Origin of the sequence: Burkholderia sp. AU19243, assembly GCF_018148075.1 — a bacterium.
GTDB lineage: Bacteria > Pseudomonadota > Gammaproteobacteria > Burkholderiales > Burkholderiaceae > Burkholderia > Burkholderia latens_A.
Genome location: NZ_JAGSTV010000001.1, coordinates 622,277 through 642,499, shown reverse-complemented (window position 1 = coordinate 642,499; position 20,223 = coordinate 622,277). Strand labels below are relative to the sequence as shown.

General features: G+C 68.9%; 20 protein-coding genes. 6 read left to right on the top strand and 14 right to left on the bottom strand.

Annotated elements, in window-relative coordinates; genetic code table 11:
- Positions 1-201: 201 nt before the first annotated feature.
- Entirely contained in the window at positions 202-1,788 is a 1,587-nt protein-coding gene (locus KDW55_RS03145) for an acid phosphatase (RefSeq protein WP_212161536.1), read from the top strand.
- Positions 1,789-1,911: 123 nt separating this feature from the next.
- On the opposite strand, the gene KDW55_RS03140 is transcribed toward KDW55_RS03145, so the two are convergent.
- Genes KDW55_RS03140 through KDW55_RS03115 form a run of 6 tightly spaced genes read right to left on the bottom strand, consistent with a single transcriptional unit; the run spans position 1,912 to position 7,586 of the window.
- The gene (locus KDW55_RS03140; protein WP_212161535.1) at positions 1,912-3,426 is read right to left on the bottom strand and encodes an alginate export family protein; all 1,515 of its coding nucleotides are present in this window, start codon (positions 3,424-3,426) and stop codon (positions 1,912-1,914) included.
- Positions 3,423-4,121: a YoaK family protein gene (locus KDW55_RS03135; RefSeq protein ID WP_059547487.1), complete on the bottom strand. Its 699-nt coding sequence runs from the start codon at positions 4,119-4,121 to the stop codon at positions 3,423-3,425. Before KDW55_RS03135 ends, KDW55_RS03140 begins: the two co-directional genes overlap by 4 nt.
- Positions 4,118-5,029 (bottom strand): glyoxalase, encoded by a 912-nt coding sequence (locus KDW55_RS03130; RefSeq protein ID WP_209821622.1) that lies wholly within the window; start codon positions 5,027-5,029, stop codon positions 4,118-4,120. Before KDW55_RS03130 ends, KDW55_RS03135 begins: the two co-directional genes overlap by 4 nt.
- 26 nt (positions 5,030-5,055) lie before the next feature.
- Positions 5,056-5,508 carry a DoxX family protein gene (locus KDW55_RS03125; RefSeq protein ID WP_040143960.1) on the bottom strand — a complete coding sequence of 151 codons (453 nt, stop codon included), beginning with the start codon at positions 5,506-5,508 and terminating at the stop codon, positions 5,056-5,058.
- Position 5,509: 1 nt separating this feature from the next.
- Entirely contained in the window at positions 5,510-7,399 is a 1,890-nt protein-coding gene (locus tag KDW55_RS03120; protein WP_212161534.1) for an amidohydrolase, read from the bottom strand.
- Positions 7,400-7,418: 19 nt separating this feature from the next.
- A complete protein-coding gene (locus tag KDW55_RS03115; RefSeq protein WP_040143958.1) occupies positions 7,419-7,586 on the bottom strand; it encodes a DUF1427 family protein in 168 nt (55 codons plus the stop codon).
- A 106-nt stretch (positions 7,587-7,692) separates the two neighbouring features.
- Between KDW55_RS03115 and KDW55_RS03110 the strand changes: the two genes are divergently transcribed.
- A complete protein-coding gene (locus tag KDW55_RS03110; RefSeq protein WP_040143957.1) occupies positions 7,693-8,616 on the top strand; it encodes a LysR family transcriptional regulator in 924 nt (307 codons plus the stop codon).
- 62 nt (positions 8,617-8,678) lie between these two features.
- Here the strand turns inward: KDW55_RS03110 and KDW55_RS03105 are convergent, their stop codons facing one another.
- The gene (locus tag KDW55_RS03105) at positions 8,679-9,365 is read right to left on the bottom strand and encodes a hydrolase (protein WP_040143956.1); all 687 of its coding nucleotides are present in this window, start codon (positions 9,363-9,365) and stop codon (positions 8,679-8,681) included.
- Complete coding sequence (locus KDW55_RS03100) at positions 9,346-9,642, bottom strand: hypothetical protein (RefSeq protein WP_156432090.1); 297 nt, start codon at positions 9,640-9,642, stop codon at positions 9,346-9,348. Before KDW55_RS03100 ends, KDW55_RS03105 begins: the two co-directional genes overlap by 20 nt.
- Between KDW55_RS03100 and KDW55_RS03095 the strand changes: the two genes are divergently transcribed.
- From KDW55_RS03095 to KDW55_RS03080, 4 genes are all read left to right on the top strand, one after another.
- Positions 9,641-9,901: a XapX domain-containing protein gene (locus KDW55_RS03095; RefSeq protein ID WP_040143955.1), complete on the top strand. Its 261-nt coding sequence runs from the start codon at positions 9,641-9,643 to the stop codon at positions 9,899-9,901. The two genes, KDW55_RS03100 and KDW55_RS03095, sit on opposite strands and share 2 nt — an antisense overlap.
- A gap of 25 nt (positions 9,902-9,926) precedes the next feature.
- Positions 9,927-11,507 (top strand): sodium:proton antiporter, encoded by a 1,581-nt coding sequence (locus tag KDW55_RS03090; RefSeq protein WP_212161533.1) that lies wholly within the window; start codon positions 9,927-9,929, stop codon positions 11,505-11,507.
- Between the two features lie 61 nt (positions 11,508-11,568).
- Positions 11,569-11,961, top strand: a complete 393-nt coding sequence (locus tag KDW55_RS03085; protein WP_040143953.1) for an OsmC family protein — start codon at positions 11,569-11,571, stop codon at positions 11,959-11,961.
- A gap of 31 nt (positions 11,962-11,992) precedes the next feature.
- Positions 11,993-12,877 carry a pirin family protein gene (locus KDW55_RS03080; protein ID WP_212161532.1) on the top strand — a complete coding sequence of 295 codons (885 nt, stop codon included), beginning with the start codon at positions 11,993-11,995 and terminating at the stop codon, positions 12,875-12,877.
- 54 nt (positions 12,878-12,931) lie between these two features.
- Here KDW55_RS03080 and KDW55_RS03075 read toward each other — a convergent pair whose 3' ends face one another.
- Genes KDW55_RS03075 through bcsE form a run of 6 tightly spaced genes read right to left on the bottom strand, consistent with a single transcriptional unit; the run spans position 12,932 to position 20,223 of the window.
- Positions 12,932-13,129, bottom strand: a complete 198-nt coding sequence (locus KDW55_RS03075; RefSeq protein ID WP_040143951.1) for a hypothetical protein — start codon at positions 13,127-13,129, stop codon at positions 12,932-12,934.
- Positions 13,111-14,664, bottom strand: coding sequence for a cellulose biosynthesis protein BcsG (gene bcsG, locus KDW55_RS03070; protein WP_040143950.1), 1,554 nt, complete (start codon positions 14,662-14,664; stop codon positions 13,111-13,113). Before bcsG ends, KDW55_RS03075 begins: the two co-directional genes overlap by 19 nt.
- A gap of 27 nt (positions 14,665-14,691) precedes the next feature.
- Positions 14,692-17,229, bottom strand: a complete 2,538-nt coding sequence (gene bcsA / locus KDW55_RS03065; RefSeq protein WP_040144926.1) for a UDP-forming cellulose synthase catalytic subunit — start codon at positions 17,227-17,229, stop codon at positions 14,692-14,694.
- The gene (gene bcsQ, locus KDW55_RS03060) at positions 17,226-18,014 is read right to left on the bottom strand and encodes a cellulose biosynthesis protein BcsQ (RefSeq protein ID WP_212161530.1); all 789 of its coding nucleotides are present in this window, start codon (positions 18,012-18,014) and stop codon (positions 17,226-17,228) included. The genes bcsA and bcsQ overlap by 4 nt, the downstream gene beginning before the upstream one ends.
- Entirely contained in the window at positions 18,011-18,220 is a 210-nt protein-coding gene (locus KDW55_RS03055; RefSeq protein WP_040143948.1) for a hypothetical protein, read from the bottom strand. The genes bcsQ and KDW55_RS03055 overlap by 4 nt, the downstream gene beginning before the upstream one ends.
- Positions 18,217-20,223, bottom strand: a complete 2,007-nt coding sequence (gene bcsE / locus KDW55_RS03050) for a cellulose biosynthesis protein BcsE (RefSeq protein WP_212161529.1) — start codon at positions 20,221-20,223, stop codon at positions 18,217-18,219. The genes KDW55_RS03055 and bcsE overlap by 4 nt, the downstream gene beginning before the upstream one ends.

The following is a 20,223-nucleotide window of genomic DNA, read 5'->3' as shown; positions in this document are numbered from 1 at the left end:
GGCAATCGGCCGAAGCTTATGTCAGTTCCATGACCGGTCAATGACGTTCCACCGACAGTCAATTGAAAGCGCCCCTACACCCGGCTGTCAAATCGGTTCCAGATAATGCGCGCAGCCGGGCGGTACCGCGAGGTTCGCGCGCCGGCCCTCCCGCCACCCGGTTCCCACGCGCGACCAACGACGAATGAGAGAGAACATCGCATGAAGAAGCACGCCTGGATTCGCTACACGCCGGTCGCACTTGCGGCCGCGCTCAGCCTGACCGCCTGCGGCGGCGACGATGTCACGCAGCAGGGCCTGTCGGCCGTCAAGAACGTCGTCGTGATCTACGCGGAAAACCGCAGCTTCGACAACCTGTACGGCAACTTCCCCGGCGCGAACGGCCTGCAGAATGCGACGGCCGCGAACTCTGTGCAGAAGGATCGCGACGGCTCGACGATGGCGACGCTGCCGAAGGTCTGGGGCGGGCTGACCGCGACCGGCATCACGCCGGCGGTGACCGAGGCGATGACGGCGAACCTGCCGAACGCGCCGTTCGCGATCGACGATCCGAACGGCTTCAACCAGTCGATGAGCATCGCGACGCGCGACATCGTGCACCGCTTCTACCAGGACCAGATGCAGATCAACGGCGGCAAGAACGACATGTACGCCGCGTGGACCGATGCGGGCGGACTGACGATGGGCCACTACACGCCGGACCCGTCGAAGCTGCCGCTGTGGAAGATCGCGCAGCAGTACGTGCTCGCCGACAACTTCTTCATGGGCGCGTTCGGCGGTTCGTTCCTGAACCACCAGTACCTGATCTGCGCGTGCGCACCGTACTACCCGAACGCCGACAAGAGCCCGGCGGCCGGCAAGATCGCCGTGCTCAACGCCGACGGCAAGTCGCTGAAGGTCGCGACGAACTCGCCGGCCTCCGCGCTCAGCGGCCCGCCGAAGTTCGTCAACGACGGCGCGCTGACGCCGGACTTCTACGGCGTCAACACGATGCAGCCGGCGTATCAGCCGAGCGGCAACAAGGCGGCTGCAGGCGGCGACCCGCTGCTCGCCGACCCCGCCAACCCGTCGACGATGCCGCCGCAGACGGCGACCAACATCGGCGACCTGATGACCAACGCCGGCGTGTCGTGGGCGTGGTACTCCGGCGCGTGGGGCCAGGCGCTGCAGGCGAGCCAGAACGGCACGTCGAACGTGATCTACGGCGCCGACCTGTCGACGCCGAACTTCCAGCCGCATCATCAGCCGTTCAACTACTTCGCGAACCAGGCGCCGGGCACCGCGAGCCGCGCGCAGCACCTGCTCGACGGCGGCGCGAACGGCGCCGAGTTCATCAAGGCGATCGACGCCGGCACGCTGCCGCAGGTGGCGTTCTACAAGCCGCAGGGCAACCTGAACGAGCACCCGGGCTATACGGACGTGACGTCCGGCGACCAGCACATCGCCGACGTAATCGCACACCTGCAAGCGAGCCCGCAGTGGAAGAACATGGTCGTCATCGTCACGTACGACGAAAACGGCGGCTTCTGGGATCATGCTGCGCCGCCGGCCGCCGATCGCTGGGGTCCGGGCACGCGCATTCCGGCGCTGATCGTGTCGCCGTTCGCGAAGAAGGGTTTCGTCGATCACACGCAGTACGACACGGGCTCGATCCTGCGCTTCATCACGCGCCGCTTCTCGCTGCCGCGCCTGCCCGGCCTGCAGCAACGCGACGACGCGCTGAAGGCGAACGGCGCGCAGCCGATGGGCGACCTGACGAACGCGCTCGCGCTGTCGCCGAACCTGTAATCGCATCATCGCCATCGTCGCGAACGGGCCGGCCACGCCGCCGGCCCGCGCAGACCAGGGCGGCCCCGCAGTTCAGCGGGCCGCCCTTTTTTCATCGCAGTTGCGCGTCGCCGCGCGGCGCAATCACCACCCGTACTTCAGCTCGACGCCGACGTAGTCCGCGTTGTGTCCGCCCGCCTGCCGGATCGCGTCGCCGACCTGGAAATGCACAGCCTCGACCGCGCCGATCAGGTTCGCGGCGATCGTCCAGTCCGCACGCAGCTGCACGTACATGCCCGTCCATAGACCGCCCTTGCCCGCCGTGCCCGGCACCGCGACGTTCGGCTGCTGATAGACGGCATCGCCCGTCGTCTCGCGCCACTGGAAACCGAGCGCAGCGAGCAGCGACAGGTTCGCCGACGGCTTCAGCGTCACCGACGGCTTCACGTGAATCAGGTTCGCGTAGCTCGTGTAGCCCGCGAGCGTGAAGTAGTAGCCGTTCGGGAACAGCGGATTGAAGGTGCCGATGCGGCCGTCGTGCGGATGCCGATCGCCCGACGCCGCATCGACCTGCAGCGCGAGGCGCGGCGACCACGGTGCGTCGAGCCTGTAGCCGGCGATCGAGCCGACCGCCCACGCGGTGATGGTCGCGTTGCCGACGGTGCCGGTTTGCAGCATCGTTTCGAGATCCCAGTCGAAACGGCCGTGCGTGCCCGTGTAGCGAACGTCCCATACGTCGCGATGCTCGGTGCCGCTCGCATCGAGAAACCGCGCTCGGCTGCGGTTGTAGCGCGACCAGTAGCCGGACAGGTCGCCGGGCCCGACCGACTGCCGCTCGAAGCGCAAGCCGCTGAACGTGAGATCGCGGTTCGACACGTCGTCGAAATCGGACGCATTGCGGTTTTGCACCGGTTGCGTCGCGTAGCCGATGAAGCGCCACTTGCCATATTCGTAGTCGGCCCACACCGCATCGAACGCCTGGCGCACGTTCGGGCCGTCACGCGCGGCGATGAAGCGCTGCAGGTCGAATGCCATCTCCTGCCGGCCGACGCGGAACTTGAACGTGCCGCCGCCGAGCGCGCCCGTGTAGGTCGCGAACGCCTGTTCGAGATCGAGCGGGTTCTTGTCGACCGCCGTGATCGTGTTCTTTCCGAACGCGCGGTCGTCCTGCAACTGTACGAAGAACTGCCAGTGCTGGCCGAGATGCGCATCGGCATGGACCTCGACGCGCTGAATCAGGTACGTATCCGATTGCGCCGAGCCGATGCCGAACAGCGGCGCGTCGTTGGTTTCCAGCCGCTCTCGAAGGTTGACGCCGAGCGATAGGTAGGATGACGGATCGTTGCCGAGCCGGATGTATTTCAACCCGTCGAGCGGCGCGCGCGGCACGCATGGATTTGCAAGCACCGACCAGTCTTCCTGCCAGCGGTTGAACAGCACCGTCGGCCGTTTGGCGGTGCAGGCGGTGGCGGGTGCGGGTGTGGTGGCGGGTGCGGGTGTGGTGGCGGTTGTGGTGTCGGGTGTCGTTGGCGGCGGCGATGCGGCCGCCGCTTGCGCGAACGCGGCATCACCGGTGAACAGCAGCGCCATGGCGATCGATACGCGTGCGGCCCGCTCGAAGCCGCCAGCGCCGTAGTGCCCGGGCCAGACCACGGTCATGCGCGCTCCTGCGCGGCGGCGCCCGCCGCCTGCGCCGCACCGAGCGCGAGCACCACGAGTGCGCCGACCGGCACGAGCAGCGCCAGAAACCCGGCGTACCGGAACCCGAGCGCGCCGCATGCGGCGCCGAGCGCGAACGCGACGATAGCCGGCAGCATCTTGCCGAAACGGGCCCGCGCGGCCGCTCGGGCGTTTTCCGCGGTACCGGGCGACAGCATGTCGACGACGTCGAGAATCGCCTGCGTCACGTTGCCGGTCATCACCGTGTTCGGCACGCCGCCCGCCCGCGCGATCACGCGCGGATGCGCGTTTTGCACGCCCATCGCGAACGTGCCGACAATGCCGGCCACGAGCGCCGGCAGGCTGTCGGGATGCGTGACGGGCGTCGCCCACACGCCGGCCGCGCAGAATCCGAGCAGCAGCACCGCCTGCACCGTGTGCAGCACGCGCGTGCCCTGCCATGCGGGCCGGCCCGACAGCGATCGCGCGATTACGCTCGCGGCGATCACGCCGCACACGAACGCCGGAAACACGCTCAGTTTCAGCACGACGCCCTGACCGAAGCCCGCGATGCCCGCGCCGATCAGCACGAAGTTGCCCGTCACGTGCGCGGTGAACAGCCCGAACAACGCGACGAAGCTCAACGTGTCGACGAAGCCGGCGACTGCGGCAAGAATCGTGTCCTCGTGCTTCATCGCGCCGCGCCCGCGTGGATCTCGGCGACGTAGCCGCCGGGGAACTGCACGAGCGCCGCATCGCGGCCGTCCGATGCGAACGGCGGCACGAGCACGGTTACGCCGGCCGCTTCGGCCTGCTTCAGCGTCGCCGCGAGATCGGGCACCTCGTAGCCGGTCATCTCGCGGCCGAACGGATACGGCAGGTGACCGTCGGTGACGAGCACGGTCATCTTGCCGAAGCCCGATTCGATCCGGATCCGGCGGTACGAATCGTTCGGCCGGCCGATTTCGATGCCGGGCGCCTTCGGGTTGTCGGACACCACTTTGCCCTTCGAGAACTTGACGAAGTCGTGCACGAACTTGCGTACGCTTTGCGGCGACACATAGACGCGATTCTCGGGAATGGTCTGCAGCGCGTCGTAATTCGGCGCCTGCGTGTGCCAGTACAGCTGCATGTTCACGCCGCCCGCCCACATGATGATCGCGTCGCGCCCGATCGGATCGGGGAACGTGTCGACGATCACATCGGCACCGTGCTCACGCGCCGACTTCACCGCGACGTCCATGTCGGTGACGAGATAGCCGGTGCGCTCGGAGCAGAACGGGTACGGGATCGGCGTCTTGAAGCCGAACACCGAAATCGTGCCGGCTGGCGTCAGCACGAGCTGCGACATCGTCTGGCTCGGCGTCGGCGTGACCTGGAACACGCCCTGCTTCGATTTCTTGCCGCCGAACGTCGCGACGAAGCTGTCGGTGAAGCGGTCGAAGTCCTCCGGCGCGACGCACACGTGCGTCGTGTCGTACTGCGGACCGACGGCCACCGTCGGCGCGACCGCCGGCGGCACCGGCGGTTTCGCGAACGCCACCGGCACGGCCAGGCCGCCCGCGAGCATCGCGGCGATCAGTATTGAGCGAATGGATTTCATCAACGAATTTCCTGTGGGTTGCATCGTCATCGAATGGAGCGGCCATCATCGGCCGATTGCCGCGCATCGTCGAGTACGGTCGCGAGCACGAGTGCCGCGATCAGCCCGAGATGCTCGAAAAAGCTGTTCAGCGCGATGAAATGATCGACGCCCGAGCGGTTCCAGAAATCGTTCGCCACGATCATCGCGACGAGCGTCAGCATGCCGAGACTGCCGGCGCCGAGCCATGTGAAGCGGCGAAACACCACGCACAGCGAACCGGCGATCTCGACCGCGATCGCCAGCGCCGCCCAAAGCGCGGCTGGGTGCAGGCCGAAGTGCGCCTGCTCCGCCACTGCGCCGTTGAAATCGAGCGCCTTCGCGACGCCGCCGAGCAGATAGGCGGACACCAGCGCGAGACGCACGAGCGGCAGCACCCACGGCTGCGACAGCAGTGCGCGAACCCACGCCGGAGTGCCGTAAACGGTACGCGCCGTCATGTCAGACGGCCCAGCACGAACAGCCGAACGCGCCCCAGAAGCCCTTCGCGTCCGATGTCGGCAGCGCGCTTGCCCAAGCGCTCGCGTGCGCATGCTGGTGAACGTTGCATGCATTGGCGCAGCCGCACATCGCGGCGGCCGCCGCGCGTTGCAGCGGCGCACCGTTACGCTGCGTCGCGCCCCAGCCGCCATAGCCGCCGTATGCGCGCACCGGCGACCAGTCCGGCATCGCGGGCGGAATCGGCGCGTCGTGCGGTTCGAACGGCCCCGCACCCCACACGATCTTCCCGCCGACCACCGTCAGCAACGCCGTCGTGCCGGCGATATCGTCCTCCGGACATGTGAGGAAGTCGCGATCCGGGACCATCAGGTCGGCAAGCTGCCCGACCGCGATCCGTCCTTTCTTGCCTTCCTCGTTCGAAAACCACGTGACGTACTCGGTCCACATCCGCAGCGCGGTTTCGCGATCCAGCAGGTTGCGCTGCGGATACATGCGCATCCCGCCGACCGTCTTGCCCGTCACCAGCCATGCAAGCGACACCCACGGGTTGTACGACGCGACGCGCGTCGCGTCGGTGCCGGCCGATACCTTCAGCCCCTTGCCGAGCATCTTCGCGACCGGCGGCGTCGCCTCCGCGGCCTGCGCGCCGTAGCGCTCGACGAAGTACTCGCCCTGGTAGGCCATCCGGTGCTGCACCGCGACGCCGCCGCCGAGCGCGGCGATCCGGTCCATCGACTTCTCGGTGATCGTTTCCGCGTGATCGAAGAACCAGTTCAGCCCTTCAAGCGGGATGTCCTTGTTGACCTTCTCGAACACGTCGAGCGCGCGGCTGATGGTTTCGTCATACGTCGCGTGCATGCGCCACGGCCAGCGGTTTTCCGCGAGCACGCGCACGACGCCTTCCAGATCGTCCTCCATCTGCTCGGGCAGATCCGGACGCGCGACGCGGAAGTCTTCGAAGTCGGCCGCCGAAAACGCCAGCATCTCGCCCGCGCCGTTGTTGCGGAAGTAATCGGTGCCGTCGTGATACTTGACGCTCTTCGTCCAGTTCACGAAGTCTTCCTTCTCCGCGTTCGGCTTCTGCGTGAACAGGTTGTATGCGATCCGGATCGTCATCTCGCCCGCATCGTGCAGCTTGCGGATCACTTCGTAATCGTCGGGGTAATTCTGCGAGCCGCCGCCCGCGTCGATCACGCCGGTCACGCCGAGCCGGTTCAGCTCGCGCATGAAGTGGCGCGTCGAGTTGTACTGATACTCGAACGGCAGCTTCGGACCCTTCGCGAGCGTCGCGTAAAGGATCGTCGCATTCGGATTCGCGAGCAGCAGGCCGGTCGGGTTGCCTGCGGCATCGCGAAGGATTGTCCCGCCCGGCGGCTCGGGCGTGTCCTTCGTATAGCCGACCACGCGCAGCGCGGCCGCGTTCAGCAGCGCGCGATCGTACAGGTGCAGGATGAACACCGGCGTGTCGGGTGCAACCGCATTGAGCTCGTCGATCGTCGGCAGCCGTTTCTCCACGAACTGATGCTCGGTGAAGCCGCCGACCACGCGCACCCACTGCGGCGCCGGCGTGATCGCGACCTGCTGCTTCAGCATCTCCATCGCGACGGCGAGCGAGGGCACGCCATCCCAGCGCAGCTCCATGTTGTAGTTCAGGCCGCCGCGAATCACGTGGCAGTGGTTGTCGATCAGACCGGGCAGCACGCCGCGGCCGCCGAGATCGACGACCTTCGTCGTGCGGCCCGCGAGCGGCATCACCTCCGCTTCGCTGCCGACGGCGACGAAGCGCCCGGCGGCAATCGCGACCGCGGTTGCGACGGGGTTCGCGCGGTCGAGCGTGGTGACGCGCCCGTTGTGCAGGATCAGATCCGGTTGAATATCGGTTGCGCTCATTCGCGTGTCCTCGATGCGGTCAGAAGCCGAGCCAGTGACGCACGGGCCCGACGGCCTGCGCGCCGATCAGCATCCCGGCGAGGCCGATCAGCGCGACCAGCGGCGGCGCTGGCGAGCGCACCTTGATCACGCTGTACACGACACCGATCAGCACGCCGGCAGCCAACGACGATAGATAAGATTCCATAACGATATTTCTCCCGGCCGGATTAGAATGACCCGCATCGCATCGGCCGCATGCTGCGCTTCGCTGCCTTCGCCTTCACTCCGCTTCCCCGTCATTTCGTCCGACCATGCAACACCTTCCTGATCTCGAAGCCTGGGCCATCTTTGCGCGCGTCGCGGAGACCGGATCGTTCGCGAAAGCCGCCGACTCGCTCGGCGTGTCGCAACCGACCGTGTCGAAGGCGATCGGGCGCCTCGAAAAGCGCCTCGGCGCGATGCTGCTGTACCGCACGTCGCGCAAGCTGTCGCTCACGCCGACCGGCGAGTTGCTGCGCGACCGCGCGATCCGCCTGCTCGCCGATGCCGAACTGATCGAGAACGAGGCGTCCGCGCAAGCACTCGAACCGCACGGCCTCGTGCGGGTAAACGCGCCGATGTCGTTCGGGCTGCGCCACCTGTCGCCGGTGCTGCCCGCGTTTCTCGAACGCTATCCGCGCGTCGACATCGATCTCGTGCTGACCGACCACATCGTCGACATCGTATCCGGCGGCTTCGACGTCGCGATCCGCATCGCCGAACTGACCGATTCGTCGCTGCGTTCGCGCCGCCTGTGCGCGGTGCGCCGGCCGCTCGTCGCGTCGCCCGCATATCTCGAGCGGCGCGGCCGCCCCGCGCATCCGCGTGAGCTCGAGCAGCACGTATGCCTCACATACACGAACCTGCCAACGCCCGAACACTGGAGGTTCCGCCATCCGGCATCCGGCGAGGATTTCGGCGCGAACGTGCACGGCCGGGTCCGCACCAATAACGCCGACGTGATCCTCCCCGCGCTCGTCGCCGGTCACGGCCTCGCGCTCCAGCCCGAATTCCTCGTATGGGACGCGCTGCAGCGCGGCGAGCTCGAGGAAGTGATGTGCGACTGGAAGATCGCCGACATCAACGTGAACCTCGTCACGCCGCCCGGCATGCTGCGCGCCGCGCGCGTGACGGTGCTGCTCGATTTCCTCGCCGGACACTTCGCGCGCGCGCCATGGGCGCTGCCGGCCGCCTGAGCGCGTCGCGGGCGGCGCGCAAGCGGCCCGCCCGCGCAATCGCGCACTACGCGGCGCGCCCGTTACTTGGCCGGCACCGGCGCGATCGACTCGTGCGGCGTCGCGGTGCGCGGCGCCGCCTTGTGGACCATCGTGTACGCGTAGTCGACGCCCATCCCGTACGCGCCCGAGTGCTCCTTCACGAGCGTCATCACCGCGTCGTACGTATCGCGGCGCGCCCAGTCGCGCTGCCACTCGAGCGCGACCTGCTGCCACGTCACCGGCACGACCCCCGCCTGCACCATCCGCTGCATCGCGAAATCGTGCGCGGCCTGCGACGTACCGCCCGACGCGTCGGCCACCATGTAGATCTCGTAGCCGCCCTCGAGCATCGCGCACAGCGCGAACGTCGTATTGCAGACTTCGGTCCACAGGCCCGACACGACGACCTTCTTGCGGCCGTTCGCGGCCAGCGCGTCGCGCACCTTCTGGTCGTCCCACGAGTTCATCGACGTGCGTTCGAGCGTCTTCTGGTTCGGGAACACGTCGAGCAGTTCGGGGAACGTGTGGCCGGAGAAGCTCTCGCTCTCGACTGTCGTAATCGTCGTCGGGATGTTGAATGCCCTCGCCGCCTTGGCGAGCCCGACGACGTTGTTCTTCAGCGTCTGACGATCGATCGACTGCACGCCGAACGCCATCTGCGGCTGCTGGTCGATGAAGATCAGCTGGCTGTTCTGCGGAGTCAGTACTTCAAGTTTCGGGTTGCTCATCGCGCATCCAGTCCTGTGAACGGAAAAAGGGAGGCCTGCCTCGACCGGCAAAACGGGAGGCGCCTGAGGTACGTCGCGCCGGATCGCACTCCGGCTTGAAGTATTTAAGCCGCAAACGCGCGGCGCGAACACCCAAGAAACGGAATCGATGCGATTCCCGCCACGACGGCAGTTCATGCTCGCCCGCTCTTTTTTTCTTCACGCAAACCCGATACGCTTTCAAAACTTTGACGGTGCCGTTCCGGTGCCGCTCGGCCATCACGAGGCGCACCACCATGAAACCGTATGTCCTCTCGCTGCTCGCCGGCGTGCTCGCCGGCGTCATCTACGGCGCGATCGGCGTGAACTCGCCCGCGCCGCCGATCATCGCGCTCACCGGCCTGCTCGGCATGCTGGCCGGCGAACAGATCCTGCCGGTCGCGCGGCGCATGCTCGCCGGCCACCGGTTGAACGCCGCATGGCGCGACGCGAAGTGCAGCCAGCACATGTTCGGCGCGCTGCCGGGCGGCAGCACGAACGAACGCAAGCCGTCATGATGCGCCAACGACCGCTGCGCCGCGCATGAGCAACGTCGAGCTGTTCCACTATCTGCTGTTGTTGATCTGCGGCGCCGGCGCCCTCACGTGGCTCGCCGAACGCGCATCGATTCCGCCGGCCGTCGTGCTGCTGCTCGGCGGCTGCGTGGTGGCCGTCGCCGGCAAGCGCGTGCCCGACATGGATCCGGCGCTGCTGCTGGCGGCCGTGTTGCCCCCGCTGCTGATGTCGAGCGGCTTCTACACCGCGTGGAAGGAGTTCAGGCACGAGCTCGCATCGATCGCGTCGCTCGCGCTCGGTGCGGTCGCGTTCACGACGGTCGCGGTCGCGCTCGCCGTGCACGCCGTGAATCCGGCATTGCCTTGGGCCGCGTGCTTCACGCTCGGCGCGATCGTGTCGCCGCCCGACGCGGTCGCCGCGAAAGCGATCCTGCAGCGCCATCCGCTGCCGGCGCGGCTCGTCGCGGTGCTTGAAGGTGAAAGCCTCGTCAACGATGCGTCGGGCCTGCTGTTGTACCAGATGGCCGTGTCGGCCGCGCTCGCGGTCACGATCACGCCCGCGAGTGCGACGGGGCTGTTCTTTTCGCTGACGCTGATCGGCATCGCAGTCGGCCTCGCATGCGGCCATGCGATGTGCTGGGTACTGCAGCGCCTGCGCGAGCCGATGCTCGGCATCGTCGTCACGTTCGCGATGGCGTGGGGCAGCTACGGGATCGCGGAAGCCGTGCACGGCTCGGGCGTGCTGTCGGTGGTCACCTGCGGCCTCGTGCTCGGCGTGCGCCAGCATCGCGTGTTCGACGCCGACATGCGGATCAAGGCGAAGGCGACGTGGGAAGCGATCGTGTTCGTGCTCGACGCGCTCGTGTTCATCCTGATCGGCCTCGCGCTGCATGCGATCCTCGCGGGCGTGAACCAAGAAGGCGCGGTGCTGATGGCCGGCCTGCGCGTCGCACTGCCGGCCACCGCCGCCGCCATTGCCGCGCGGCTCGTGTGGGTGTTCGTCGCGATGTGGCTGCCCGGCCGCCTGCGCGCGCGGCGCGCGGGCCATGCGCCGTGGTCGTGGCGCGAGGCCGTCGTGCTCGGCTGGTCCGGCATGCGCGGCGTCGTCAGCCTCGCGGCCGCGATCGCGCTGCCCGGCACTTTCCCCGGGCGCGACCTGATCCTGTTCAGCACGTTCCTGCTGATCATCGCGACGCTCGTCGTGCAAGGCGGCACGCTCGCACCGCTGATCCGCGTGATGAAGCTTCGCCCGGCAACGCGGCACACGATGTCCGAGCACGCGGTGCGCGCGCATACGTTCGGCGCGGCACTTGCCGAACTCGATGCGCGCGACCAGCGCGGCGCCGGCCTCGAACGCGCGTCGCTCGACCGGCTGCTGACCGAATACCGGAGCCGCGTCGCATTCAACGAACGTGCGCATCGCGACGGCGCGGAGCCCGCGGACGTGCGCGCGCGGATGCTGCGCGTCGAACTCGAGCTGGTCGGCGTGTCGCGCAGCGCCCTGCTCGACCTGCATCGCGACGGCCGGGTCGACGACGCGGTGCTGCACCGCATAGAATCCGAGCTGGACTTCGAGGAGCTGCGGCTGCAGCGTCTGCTCGAACCGTAATTCGCGGGCATGCGCGGCCCCTGCCGGCCGCGGGCCCCTTCTCTTGCCCAATGGAATTGCCATGAGCGAACTCACCGTCGAAGCGAGCATCGGCTCGGTCGATTACCTCGTCCACTTCACCGACGGCGTCCATCAGTGGCGCGCCGACGAACCGGCTGCGCTCGGCGGCGGCGACACCGCACCGACACCGGTCGCGCTGCTGCTGTCGAGCCTCGGCGCATGCACCGCGATCACGCTGAAGATGTACGCGCAGCGCAAAGGCTGGCCGCTTGCCGAGGTGCACGTGAAGCTCGCGCACGAATCGGGCAGCGCGGGCAGCACGATCGTGCGCCGCATCACGCTGGACGGCGACCTGTCGGACGAGCAGCGCGAGCGCCTGCTCCAGATCGCGAACGCATGCCCGGTGCACAAGATCCTCACGCACCCGATCGCGATCGACACGGCCATCGCGTGACGCATCGCTCCTGACCACGATACAGCCCACCATGTCCGCATCGATCAAGACCCTGCTCACGCCGCGCGAGAGCGACATCGGCAACCTCGTCGTGCGCCGCGTGCTGCCCGCGCGCGCCGCGCGCCTCGTCGGCCCGTTCATTTTCTTCGACGAGATGGGGCCGGCCGTGCTGCCGGCCGGCCGCGGCATCGACGTGCTGCCGCATCCGCACATCGGTCTCGCAACCGTCACCTACCTGTTCGACGGCACGCTGATGCATCACGACAGCCTCGGCTATCGGCAGAAGATCGTGCCCGGCGACGTGAACTGGATGACGGCCGGCCGCGGCATCGTCCATTCGGAGCGTTCGCCGGACGAGGATCGCCCGCGCGAGCAGCCCGTCCACGGGATCCAGACCTGGGTCGCGCTGCCGGTCGAGCACGAGGACACCGCCCCCGCGTTCGCGCATCATGCAGCCGATACGCTGCCGTCGTTCACGCGCGACGGTGCGACCGTGCGCGTGATCGCGGGCACGGCGTTCGGGCTCACGTCGCCGGTGGACGTGTTCTCGCCGACGCTCTATGCGTACGCGGAATTCACAGCGGGCGGCCGGCTTGCGCTCGACGCCGAACACGATGAACGCGGCGTGTACCTCGTCGACGGCGACCTCGCGATCGACGGCACGCCGCTCGCAACTTCGACGATGGCCGTGCTCGAACCGGGCGCGACCGTGACGCTCGACAGCGCGCACGGTGCGCGCGTGATGCTGCTTGGCGGCGCGCACCTGCCGGGCGAGCGGTTCATCGAATGGAATTTCGTGTCGAGCGAACGCGCGAAGATCGACGCGGCCCGCAATGCATGGGCTGCGCAGACCTTCGGCAAGGTGCCGGGCGAGGAACATGAATGGACGCGCCAGCCGGAGCGCCGCGCGCAGTAAACCGGTCGGTTCATCGACGCACGACGGCCGGCGCGCACGCCGGCCGTCGTGCGTTCACCGCTTCAATCCCATCAGCTTCGCGAGCACCGGCCAGCGCTCCAGCGATTCGACGAACGCGCGTCGCGCCTGCTCGTCGACATAGCGCGCGGGATCGAGCGCAGGCAGATGCCGCGCAAGGCCGCGCACGTCGTTCGGCTGTGACAGGCGTTCGTCGTCGCCCTCGCCGACGTTGATTACTGTTCGTCGATCCATACGCCATCCGGAGTCTTCACCGCGTAGCCGGTGTTGGTCTGCATCGTCACCGTACCCTCGTTCTCGCCGACCATCCGCGTGCGCGGCAGGTCGGCCGCGTATTGCGCAAGCGTCACGCCCGGCTTGAACGGGCTGTTCGACACGAGGTTCGACAGCAGTTGCGCGAGCGCGAGGAAGCTGGTCGGCTGGTCGATGACGGTCGCGGTGCCGTGGTTGCCGGCGAAGCCGACGAGCCGCACGCCGACCGGCCCGTGCACGATACGCGGCGTCGGAATCTCGCGCAGGCCGGCCACCTGGTTCTTGTCGCCGCGCAGCGCCGCGCCATGCTCGGGGACGAACACGATCACCGCGCGCCGGCCCGACTGCGCGATCAGGTCGGCGAGCCGGTCGAAGTCGCTCATCAGTTTCGTCGCGCGCTGCGGATACGAATCGATGCTGGTCAGCGAGCTGCCCACCACACGGTTGCCGTCGTGCAGGCTGATCGTGTTGTAGTACAGCGCGACGGGTCCCGGCACCGATGCGCGTTGCGCATACCAGTTCGCGAGCGTGCCGTAATCGTCCTTGATCGCCGAACCGTCGAACGCATGCATCGCGACGGGCGCCGCCGCGTTCGACACGATCGGCGCATCGGGCACGCCGATGTTGTCGTGGATCACCTGCAGGAAGTTGTCGAAATGGCCGTCGTGGTTCAGTAGCGACTGCACCGTGTAGCCGGCGGACGCGAGCTGCGAGAACAGATGGCACTGCTGCGGCGCGGGTTTGTACAGGTCCGCATGCGCTTCCTGGCCGCAGCTTGCGCGCAGCACGCGGATCGCGGCCGGCCCGCTGTAGCTTGCGGCCGTGCTGAAGTTCGTGAACAGGTAGTCGAAGTGGCTCAGCATCGGGTGGTTGCGCACCTTCGCGGCGTCGAGATCGTCCCACGACAGCGAGCACACATGCAGCACGATCACGTCGAACTGCGCGGCCGGATCGTTGCCGAGATGGCCGAACGCGACCTGCCGTTGCGACTCCTGCGCGCGGAACGCCGCGAGCGCGGCGTTGTGATCCTCCGGCTGGCCGGAGCGAGCGGTCGCGGCATCGGCCTGCTGCGGCAGCGGCGCGACGACGCGCGCCATCAAGCCGTTGCCGGCCTGCCACAGCGGCATCACGATCAGCACGGCGAGCACGAACGTCGCGACACGCACCCAGCGATTGACGATGAAATAGACGATCAGCACGCCGGCCACCGCCAGCACGAGCACCGGCGGCAGCAGTCTCGGCAGCAGCTCCATCCAGTAGTCGAGCCGGAACGTGCTGACTTCGCGCGCGGCTTCAGCGAGACGCGCGAGCGGCGGCGCGTGCAGCTCGCGCGCGAGCAGCGGCACGGCGATCGCGATCGCGACGAGCTGCCGAACGATGCGCCACACGCGCTGCCGGATCGGCGCGCTCGCCGCGAGTGCGAGCGCGAACGCGAGGTTCGCGAGCCACATCGGCTGCAAATGGCCGGTCGCGAACAGCGCGAACTTCAGGATGAAATACAGATTCCAGAACGTCATCTAAACCACTCCATGATCCGCGCCGCGTCAATCGCGCGCGCGATCGAGTTTCGGCGCGAGCATCGACTGCACGCCGCGCGCCGCCCCCTTCCACATTCGTACGTAACCGTCGAGGCCCACGCGCAGCACCTCCTTCAGCCCGCGCAGCGGCGTATCGGTGCGCGCGGACGCGTGCCAGTCGAGCCATGCGTCCGCCCGGCCGAACGTGCATTGCACAAGCTGGCGCTCCTGCTCGAGCGTCAGCTCGTCGAATCGCACGCCGACGTGGGCCGGCGTTACGCGCGTCACGCGCACCGGGAACGGGAACGCGCGGTCGCCGCGCGTCACGCACACCGTCAGCGTGTCGCCTTCCGCGAGCGACAGCCCCGGCACCGCTTCGAGACCGAGGCCGCCGGTCGAGTAGTCGCTCGTGAAGCACGCGGCCGTCGATCCGTCGGCAAGCAGCAGCGTCGCCGGCACGCGCATCGCGATCCGGTGCGTGACGCGCACCTGCTTCGTCTCGCGCGCAACGGCCAGCGCCGCGCCGAGCATCGCGAGGTTGTAGACGGTCCAGCCGAGCGTGATCAGGATCGTCGACGCTTCGTCGCCCTGCTCGGCCACGAGCCGCCACAGCCCCGCCACGATCGCGAGCACGTTCAGCCCGAACAGCACGAGGTAAGGTTTCGACGTCGACCAGTCCACGTAACCTTCGTCGATCTTGCCGCCCTTGTCGGTCACGTTGAACTTGCCGTGCTTCGGGCTGAAGAACGCGACGGTGGTCGGCAGCGCGATGTACCACGCAAGCACCGATTCGTAGACCTCGGCCCAGAACGAATGGCGATAGCGGCCCTGCATCCGCGAGTTCGCGACGTTCGCGAGCACGAGATACGGGATCACGTAGCTGGCGAGCGCGACCGACGATGCGTTGATGAAGTACAGGTGGAAGAACAGGTACGCGAGCGGAATCGTCAGGAACACGAGCCGTGGAATCCCGTAGAAGAAATGCAGCATCGCATTGCCGTAGCAGATCCGCTGGATGAAGCCGAGCCCGCGGCCGAGGAACGGATTGTCGATGCGGAAGATCTGCGCCATCCCGCGCGCCCAGCGCGTGCGCTGCTTCACGTGGCCCGCGAGGCTCTCGGTCGCGAGGCCGGCCGCCTGCACGGTCGGCAGGTACGCCGACGTGTAGCCGCGGCGATGCAGCTTGAGCGCGGTGTGCGCGTCCTCGGTCACGGTCTCGACCGCAACGCCGCCGACTTCCTCGAGCGCGGTGCGCTTGAGCACAGCACACGATCCGCAGAAGAACGTCGCGTTCCACAGGTCGTTGCCCGACTGCACGAGCCCGTAGAACAGGTTGCCCTCGTTCGGAATCTCGCGGAACGTGCCGAGGTTGCGCTCGAACGGATCGGGCGAGAAGAAATGATGCGGCGTCTGCACCAGCGCGCATTTCGGGTCGCGCAGGAACACGCCCATCGTCGTCTGCAGGAACGAGCGCGTCGGCACGTGATCGCAGTCGAAGATCGCGATGTATTCGCCGTGCGTTTTCGGCAGCGCGCGGTTGATGTTGCCGGCCTTCGCGTGGCGGTTGTCGTCGCGCGTCAGGTAGCCGATGCCCGCTTCGCGCGCAAACGCCTCGAACTCGGGGCGCCGGCCGTCGTCGAGCAGGTACACGCGGAGCTTGGCCGACGGCCAGTCGATGCTCTGCGACGCGAACACGGTCGGCTTCACGACCGACAGCGGCTCGTTGTAGGTGGGAATATAGATATCGACGCTCGGCCAGGTGTCGGGGTCGTCGGGCAGCGGCACGATCGGCCGGTCGAGCGGCCACGCGGTCTGGACGAAGCCGAGCAGCAGGATCATCCACGTATAGGCTTCGGCCCCGTACAGCAGATAGCCGGCGAATGCCTCGATCGGGCTGCGGAAATCGAGCGTCTGCGTCGTGCGCCACCACACGTAGCGCACCGTCGCGAGCAGCGCGAGCGACGCGAGCGCGAGCGTTGGCAGGTGGCCCGGCAGGCGGCGCAGCGCAAGCGCCAGCACCGCGACGATCGCAAAGAACGCGAACTGCGCGCCGGGCATCAGCGGCGACATCCCGGCCGCCGCCCACATCAGCGCACCGGCGACCAGCAGCACCGGCGCGAGCCAGCGGCGCCGGCCGACGCCGTGCGCGCGCGCGTCGAGCCAGCCGCCCCAGCGGGCCCACGGCAGACGCGCGAGCAACGCGTCGACGCGTGCGCCGAGCGCCCGCACCGCAACGTACACCGGCACGACGAACGTGTCGAACCACGCGAGCGGATCGCGCGCAGGGCGGCCGTCGGCCGCGCGCGGCGCACGCACGATCGCGCGCCACAGCCATTCGCGCACGCTGAGCGGCTGCAGCACGCCCCATTCGCGCGCGAGCCGCAGAAACGCCGCACGCGCCCAGCGGCGCACCGGGTCGGCGCGGCCGGGCGGCGGCGCATGGAAGAAGAGCCGCACGACCCAGTCGAGCAACGTCCGCTCGGCCGGCAGCCCGATCCCGCGCGCGCACCAGTCGCTCACGCGCCGGGCTGCGGCACGCCAGCGCGAGCCGAAAGCGGCCGTCATCGCGCGGCTCCCGCGCGACCGGCCGCCGCCGCCTCGAGCCATGCATCGACCCAGTTCGCGACGCCGTTCAGGTCGTGCGATGCCTGCGAATACGGTGCGTCGTCGAAAATCCAGCTGCCGCGCGCGAGCGATTCGGGCACGGCCGCGTCGACGTGGATGCGCTGCTCGAGCATCGACGCCGGCCCCGCCACCGTGCGCAGCATCGCGACCGCATCGCGCTGCATGTCGCGTGCGGGGTTCAGCCGGTTCACGACGATCTGCAGGTCGCCGCCGCCCGCGCGCAGCGCGTCCAGGCGCACGGCCACCGTCGCGCATGCGGCCGGCTCCGGCGGCACGACGACGAGCGTCAGATCCGCGCGGCGAATCGCCTGTTCGGCCTGCGGCGACGGATAGCGGGCGGTATCAATGAGCACGACGCCGTCGGCCGGCAGTGCGATCTCGTCGAGCGCGCGCGACAGCCACGCCGGATCGGCCGCGAGCCGCGCATCGCACGCGGCGGCGCGCGCTGCGTCGACCTGCCCGTACGGTACGAACAGCACGCCGTCGGCGTTGCGCCACGTATGCGCATGCCATGGCGCAGCGTCCGTCGGGTGGCCGAGCAGGCTCTGCGCGAGCCCGTGCTCGGCCAGCGTGTCGAGGCCCAGCGTCGCGCCCATCAGGTTCTGTGCGTCGAGTTCGAGCGCGACCACGGACCGGCCGCGACGCGCGAGCAGCACCGCGAGCGCGCCGGCAAGCGTCGTGCGGCCCGCGCCGCCCGTCGTCGACGTGATGGCGATCGTCTTCATCGCGCCGCCTCGCCGGTGCGGTCGGCTTCGGGCAGCAGGCGCCCGCGCAGCGCGACCGGCACGAGTTCGCACGGCACCGCGTCGCGCCGGTGCAGCCCGCGCGGCGCATGGAATCCGCGGCCGAGGCCCAGGTGCTGCGCGACGATCCACACCGGCACCGCGATGGCGATCCCCACGATGAATCCGATGACGAGTTCGGCGATCATGCGCCCTCCTGCTTGCGCAACGGCATCGCGCTGCGAATGGCGCCGCGCGCACGCACGGCAGGAAACACGGCGGCGTGCGCGGGCATCTCGGCGCCCGGCGCTGCATCGTCGGCGTGCGCGGGCTGCGATGCCGGATGCGCGGCAGGACTGCCGGCCGCCGTGTAGTCGGCAGCCGGTGGTTCGGCCAGCGCCGCGGCTTCCGCTGCGGATGCACCGTGCACGTCCGCCGCACCGCCGGCGCCTGCCGCGCCTTCCGCACCCGCAACAGCCGCCGCGCCCGCCGGACGCGCCGCCGCGAACAGGTCGCTGTAGTCGGCGATCGGCGCGCGCCGGTTCTCCGCCTTAAGCGCGTCGAGTTCCGTATCGATGCTGCCCTGGCCGAGACACACGACGCGGTCGGACAGCGTATCGACCGGCACGTCAAAGATCCGCGCAAGCGCATCGTCGGCATCGGCCGGCTCGCACGCGAACAGGAACACATACAGGTGCGCCGCATCGGCGGTCACGACGTCGCCGGCGCGGCGCGGCCGGCAGTGCCGCAGCGCGTCGACGTGCGACACGCCCGGCAGCAGCGCGATCTTCACGAGCGTGTGCGGCAGCGCGAGCACGGCACCGCGATCGAGCACCGCGCGAATCCGCAGGCAGAACGCGCCGACCGGCAGGTAGCCGAGCACCGAATCGCCGAGCGCAGCCGCGAGCGCCGCACGATAATCGGGCGCGACGGGGCGCGCATACAACTGCCCGCGCAGTGCGCTTACGGCGGCATGCATGCGCGACAGCGGCAGGTCGCGCGCGACGACGCGATTCGCGCCGACGCTCAGCACCAGCATCTCGAACTGCTGGCGCAGCACCACGTCGCGCTCGACTACCGCGATCTTCAGCGCGCCCCCGCACTGCCGGCGCAACGCGTGGACCGCCGCGCACACGCCCTCGAGCTGCGCATGCGAGCGAAACGCCAGCACGGCGGTCGCGGCCTGCGCATGCGAGCAGGCCGCGACGACGGCCGCGTTGTCGTCGACGATTTCCCAGCCGGCAGGCGCGCGCGCGCCGTCGTCGAACACCGCGCGACTCGCGACGACGCGATCCTCGTCGGTCGCAAGCTTCATCCGGCGGGCGGGCTCCGCTGCATCGCCGTCGGCGATTGCCGCGAGGCGGCCGCTCGGCGCAAAGCGCAGCGGCCGCACCTCGCCGGCCGCGAGCGTGTCGCCCGCGCGCCAGAAATCGACAACCCACAGCAGCTCGCCGTGCGTGCGCTGCAACTGCGCAACACCCGTGCATACGCCGTGAAAGCCGCTGCGCGCCGCGCGGCTCGCGTCGCGCACGAGCGGCGGATCGTCGGTGCGCGGGCCGGCGTCCGTACGCGCGATGTCCGGGTCGACGAGCAGCACCAGCGCGATCCGGTGCGTGCGGCACCAGTCCGCGAGCGCCGCCCCTTCTTCCGCGAGTACGGCTGGATCGTCCCAGCTGAACCAGCGCTGCGCGCCTTCGATGAAATACACGGAACGCGCGCGAAAGCCGTAGCGCTTCATTGCGCGCAGGCCGCCGGTGAGCCGTGCGAACGGTCCGGGCGCCACGACGCGCGGCGCATCCGGCTGCGTCGCGGCATCGTCGCCGGCCGCGGCACGCGCGGCCGGCATCGCGAGCACGTTCAGATTGCGCGGCCAGCCGGCCGGCTGCGCGCCGCCCGCGAAACCGCGCGTGTGCAACTGCGAGACGACCTGCGCGGGCTCCCGCGCGAGCACGACCGTCACGTCGCGCGTGCGCGACTGACGCGCGCTCTCCCACACCAGCGCATCGCACGCCGGCGTGCCCGCAGCCGCATACACGGCGTACAGGCCGCCCGCGTCGAGCTGTGTCCACGCATCCGGCAGCCCGTCGATCGCGAGCCGGCTCAACGGGCCGGCGCGGCTGCCGGCCGGCCCGGTGCGCAGCAGCGCGCGCAGGCGGCCCAGCAGGCCGGCGGCGCCGAGCGCGGGACGGGTAGCATCGAGTTCCGTATTCAC

Excerpts from the sequence above, each read along its gene's own strand:
- KDW55_RS03145 (WP_212161536.1), top strand. The coding sequence starts at position 202 with ATGAAGAAGCACGCCTGGATTCGCTACACGCCGGTCGCACTTGCGGCC.
- KDW55_RS03140 (WP_212161535.1), bottom strand. The coding sequence starts at position 3,426 with ATGACCGTGGTCTGGCCCGGGCACTACGGCGCTGGCGGCTTCGAGCGG.
- KDW55_RS03135 (WP_059547487.1), bottom strand. The coding sequence starts at position 4,121 with ATGAAGCACGAGGACACGATTCTTGCCGCAGTCGCCGGCTTCGTCGAC.
- KDW55_RS03130 (WP_209821622.1), bottom strand. The coding sequence starts at position 5,029 with ATGAAATCCATTCGCTCAATACTGATCGCCGCGATGCTCGCGGGCGGC.
- KDW55_RS03125 (WP_040143960.1), bottom strand. The coding sequence starts at position 5,508 with ATGACGGCGCGTACCGTTTACGGCACTCCGGCGTGGGTTCGCGCACTG.
- KDW55_RS03120 (WP_212161534.1), bottom strand. The coding sequence starts at position 7,399 with ATGAGCGCAACCGATATTCAACCGGATCTGATCCTGCACAACGGGCGC.
- KDW55_RS03115 (WP_040143958.1), bottom strand. The coding sequence starts at position 7,586 with ATGGAATCTTATCTATCGTCGTTGGCTGCCGGCGTGCTGATCGGTGTC.
- KDW55_RS03110 (WP_040143957.1), top strand. The coding sequence starts at position 7,693 with ATGCAACACCTTCCTGATCTCGAAGCCTGGGCCATCTTTGCGCGCGTC.
- KDW55_RS03105 (WP_040143956.1), bottom strand. The coding sequence starts at position 9,365 with ATGAGCAACCCGAAACTTGAAGTACTGACTCCGCAGAACAGCCAGCTG.
- KDW55_RS03095 (WP_040143955.1), top strand. The coding sequence starts at position 9,641 with ATGAAACCGTATGTCCTCTCGCTGCTCGCCGGCGTGCTCGCCGGCGTC.
- KDW55_RS03100 (WP_156432090.1), bottom strand. The coding sequence starts at position 9,642 with ATGGTGGTGCGCCTCGTGATGGCCGAGCGGCACCGGAACGGCACCGTC.
- KDW55_RS03090 (WP_212161533.1), top strand. The coding sequence starts at position 9,927 with ATGAGCAACGTCGAGCTGTTCCACTATCTGCTGTTGTTGATCTGCGGC.
- KDW55_RS03085 (WP_040143953.1), top strand. The coding sequence starts at position 11,569 with ATGAGCGAACTCACCGTCGAAGCGAGCATCGGCTCGGTCGATTACCTC.
- KDW55_RS03080 (WP_212161532.1), top strand. The coding sequence starts at position 11,993 with ATGTCCGCATCGATCAAGACCCTGCTCACGCCGCGCGAGAGCGACATC.
- KDW55_RS03075 (WP_040143951.1), bottom strand. The coding sequence starts at position 13,129 with ATGGATCGACGAACAGTAATCAACGTCGGCGAGGGCGACGACGAACGC.
- bcsG (WP_040143950.1), bottom strand. The coding sequence starts at position 14,664 with ATGACGTTCTGGAATCTGTATTTCATCCTGAAGTTCGCGCTGTTCGCG.
- bcsA (WP_040144926.1), bottom strand. The coding sequence starts at position 17,229 with ATGACGGCCGCTTTCGGCTCGCGCTGGCGTGCCGCAGCCCGGCGCGTG.
- bcsQ (WP_212161530.1), bottom strand. The coding sequence starts at position 18,014 with ATGAAGACGATCGCCATCACGTCGACGACGGGCGGCGCGGGCCGCACG.
- KDW55_RS03055 (WP_040143948.1), bottom strand. The coding sequence starts at position 18,220 with ATGATCGCCGAACTCGTCATCGGATTCATCGTGGGGATCGCCATCGCG.